The sequence below is a fragment of the Bacillus sp. JJ1521 genome (assembly GCF_036965165.1).
Taxonomy (GTDB): domain Bacteria; phylum Bacillota; class Bacilli; order Bacillales; family Bacillaceae_L; genus Ferdinandcohnia.
Genome location: NZ_JBALOX010000233.1, coordinates 1 through 3,147, shown reverse-complemented (window position 1 = coordinate 3,147; position 3,147 = coordinate 1). Strand labels below are relative to the sequence as shown.

Genomic DNA, 3,147 nt, shown 5'->3' with positions numbered 1-3,147 from the left:
TGCCCCCGCAACTGTAAAAGTGGACGAAATGAGAAAAACCACTGTATGAATGGATGGCAAACGCTGTTCGTCATATGGGAAGGACTCAAAGTAGAAAGAAGCTTAAGTCAGTAGACCTGCCTAATTCATTCGTTTTTTAATTCTTCGGGGTGCGGGAATTAACACTAAAGCTTCATGCTTTTTTGTTTTTCAATTATCAACAAAGCTCACCCAATGTGGTGGGCTTTTTTATTTTGGTATCGAGTGCTCTGCACTTATACATACACAAACTATTTAACATAAAAGGGAGCTAGAAACATGAAAAAATTATTATTTTTATTACTATCATTAGGATTATTATTTGGTTGCAGCAATGACCAGTCAACTAACGATTCATCGAACAACAACAAGACAGATAACAATGCATCAGAAAATGTTAGCCAAGAAGAAAATGCGGAAACTGTAACAGTTGTGGTTTCTAAAAACAACGGAGAAGAAATCATCGAAGAAAAAGAAATCGAAATTGAAGCAGGTAAAGAAGTTACGCTTATGGACGTCATGAAAGAAAACTTTGAAATTGAAGAGGACGGCGGTTTTATTAATAGCCTTAACGGAATTGCGGGTAGTAACGAAGAGAAAACATTTTGGCATATTTCCGTAAATGGCGAAGACTTAATGGTAGGAGCAGCTGAATTTAAAGTAGAGCCCGATAGCAAGATTGAGTTTGACCTACAAAAGTGGGAATAAATGAATTTATCCGTTAAAAACCTAACACTTTTATCCATGTTAATCGCCTTATCGGTGGTGGGACGAATTATGTTTACATTCATTCCGAATGTTCAGCCAACGACTGCGATTATCATTATAACAAGTTTGTTTTTAGGACCTATCTATGGCGTAGTTGTAGCCATTTTAAGTGCGATATTATCTAACCTTGTCATGGGTATGGGTTTATGGACATTTGGGCAAATCATTGCATGGGGGACAATTGGTTTAATAAGTGGTGCAATGCGAAAGTATCGCGACCGACTTCCAGTCATAGTCCTAGCCATCTATGCTGTGTTTTGTGGTTTTTTATACGGCTTCGTTATCTCCATACCACTTTATTTATTTTCAGGTAAGTTCCTTGCTTATTATATAGCTGGACTTCCATTTGACATGAGTCATGCAATCGGAAATGGAGTGTTTTTTCTCATTCTATATCCAATTTTAAGCCTACTATTCTTAAAAAATGTAACAATCGCAAAGTAAGGAAGAATATTACCAAAATATTCTTCCTTTTTTTATGAAAACATACTATATTGGGAGTGTAACTTTTTTTACGAAACATTCGACTAATGAAATGAACGGGAGGATTTGCGAAATGGATTCCTTATTTGAGGAACTATATGAAAAGTATCATCACGATGTCTTTTCCTTCTTATTTTATATGGTGAAAAATCGTGAACTAGCTGAAGATCTCGTTCAGGAAGTTTATATAAGAGTTTTAAAATCATATGATAGATTCGAAGGTAAGAGCAGTGAAAAAACATGGCTATTTTCAATTGCAAGACATGTAGCAATTGATTCATTTCGAAAACAAAAAGGTTGGAAACAAAGAATTATGGATTCCTTTGATTGGAGTCGCCAAGAGGTAAAAGATTTTGCTCCACTTCCAGAAGAAATAGCATTACAAAATGAGCAAGTCCAAATGATGTATCGTTGCTTGGATCGCTGTACGTCTGATCAACGCATGGTGTTAATATTGCGATATATCCAATCACTATCGATTGCCGAGACTGCTGAGGCTCTTGGTTGGACAGAAAGTAAGGTAAAAACAACTCAGCATAGAGCCCTTAAGGTCTTAAAGACATATATGGAGGAATCTGGTGTAAAGGAGGGTTTAGAAGATGAAAAAATCAGAGTGGAGCGATGAACAACTCGAGCAGATGCTATCGCAAATGCCAGGAATTAAAGATAACCGTAGACCACAAGAAATTTATCAAAATATAACCCTTAAAATGAATAGACGAAAGAAAAAGGTATGGCTTGTTCCTACCATTGCGTCTGTGGCAGCAGCGCTTCTGTTATTCATCTTAGCTCCTTCTTTTATAAATAATATGAATAGTTCAAGTTCCGACTCTGCTGAAATGGCGAAAGTAATGGATAAAGAGGCTTCAAAGGATGAAGCTTCCAGCACTTTACAAACAGTTGAAGAGCCAAAACAAGAAGAAGAGGTTGGTATTTCTTCAATTGAGGATCAACCAAGTCAAAGCTATGCAGTAAATAGTGTGGGGGACAATGAAGTTCTATTAACATATGGTGTGTATTTGGGTGGTGTTATGTTTCCTTCCATCGTATCCATCGTAGTTGAATCAAATGGTGAGAATGTTGTAGAACAATGGCAGCAAAATATTCCACAAGTAAATGAGTTAATTCGTCAAAAAATCGGATGGGGCATTGATGAGATACCAGAGTCCTATTTTGCCGATTTTTCTGAAATTGAAACGAAAGATCATGGCAAAGTAGTAAGGGTGGATGTAAGTAACTCGATTCAAACAGGATCCTTTGCAACTGGTCAATCTGATGGGTTTTCACAAACAATCAATTCCTTCCGATATTTATTAGAGGATTATCAGCATGCTGAACTTTTTCAAAACAATCAACAGGGTATAATGATAGGGCAATCTGGGATTACTGAAAAACAAATTGATTTTGAAAAAGATACTAAAAAAGCCTATTTATATTTTATGAATGAAGAATCAGGTCGCAAACTTTTAGCCCTATCTTACGAAGATTTTAATACTGTTGATCAAGCACTTGAAGCTATGAAAATGGATACTAATCAAGGTGATTATAATCTTCATCCAACTATAATATCTGAAATAAAAAAAATTAAAGAAGATGGTACGAATTTAGAGATTCATTTCAGTGAAGATGCTGTTTTAGAGAATTCAGATGATTATATCTTAATGTTAGACGCAATAATGCTTACTGCTAAGGAATTTAATTTTGAATCAGTTACTTTTTATGGAAATATCAAACAAATAGGAAATGTGCGATTTGGAGAACAAACAATGGTCCCACTTGCACCAAATCCATTACCCCTAAACTAAAGAGGCACTTTGTTGTCTCTTTTTTTTTTGCCTATCAAATGCGCCTTTGCTTATTTGCCCCCACATTTTTAGG

General features: G+C 35.8%; 4 protein-coding genes and 1 riboswitch. All 4 genes read left to right on the top strand.

Translation table 11 applies throughout. The features are described 5' to 3' along the window. A riboswitch (cobalamin riboswitch) is annotated at positions 1-138 on the top strand. This riboswitch is flagged as partial in the annotation. A 159-nt stretch (positions 139-297) separates the two neighbouring features. The 4 genes from V7147_RS23205 (at position 298) to V7147_RS23190 (ending at position 3,074) form a co-directional block, all read left to right on the top strand. After that, entirely contained in the window at positions 298-726 is a 429-nt protein-coding gene (locus tag V7147_RS23205) for a DUF4430 domain-containing protein (RefSeq protein ID WP_335370167.1), read from the top strand. After that, positions 727-1,230 (top strand): ECF transporter S component, encoded by a 504-nt coding sequence (locus V7147_RS23200; protein ID WP_335370166.1) that lies wholly within the window; start codon positions 727-729, stop codon positions 1,228-1,230. It abuts the gene before it with no gap. Positions 1,231-1,342: 112 nt separating this feature from the next. Further along, positions 1,343-1,894, top strand: coding sequence for an RNA polymerase sigma factor SigX (gene sigX, locus V7147_RS23195; protein ID WP_335370165.1), 552 nt, complete (start codon positions 1,343-1,345; stop codon positions 1,892-1,894). Next, complete coding sequence (locus V7147_RS23190) at positions 1,869-3,074, top strand: hypothetical protein (RefSeq protein ID WP_335370164.1); 1,206 nt, start codon at positions 1,869-1,871, stop codon at positions 3,072-3,074. Before sigX ends, V7147_RS23190 begins: the two co-directional genes overlap by 26 nt. Positions 3,075-3,147 lie beyond the last annotated feature (73 nt).

What these genes read in the sequence shown, in the direction of transcription:
- sigX (WP_335370165.1), top strand. Translation starts at nt 1,343, where the DNA reads ATGGATTCCTTATTTGAGGAACTATATGAAAAGTATCATCACGATGTC.
- V7147_RS23200 (WP_335370166.1), top strand. Translation starts at nt 727, where the DNA reads ATGAATTTATCCGTTAAAAACCTAACACTTTTATCCATGTTAATCGCC.
- V7147_RS23190 (WP_335370164.1), top strand. Translation starts at nt 1,869, where the DNA reads ATGAAAAAATCAGAGTGGAGCGATGAACAACTCGAGCAGATGCTATCG.
- V7147_RS23205 (WP_335370167.1), top strand. Translation starts at nt 298, where the DNA reads ATGAAAAAATTATTATTTTTATTACTATCATTAGGATTATTATTTGGT.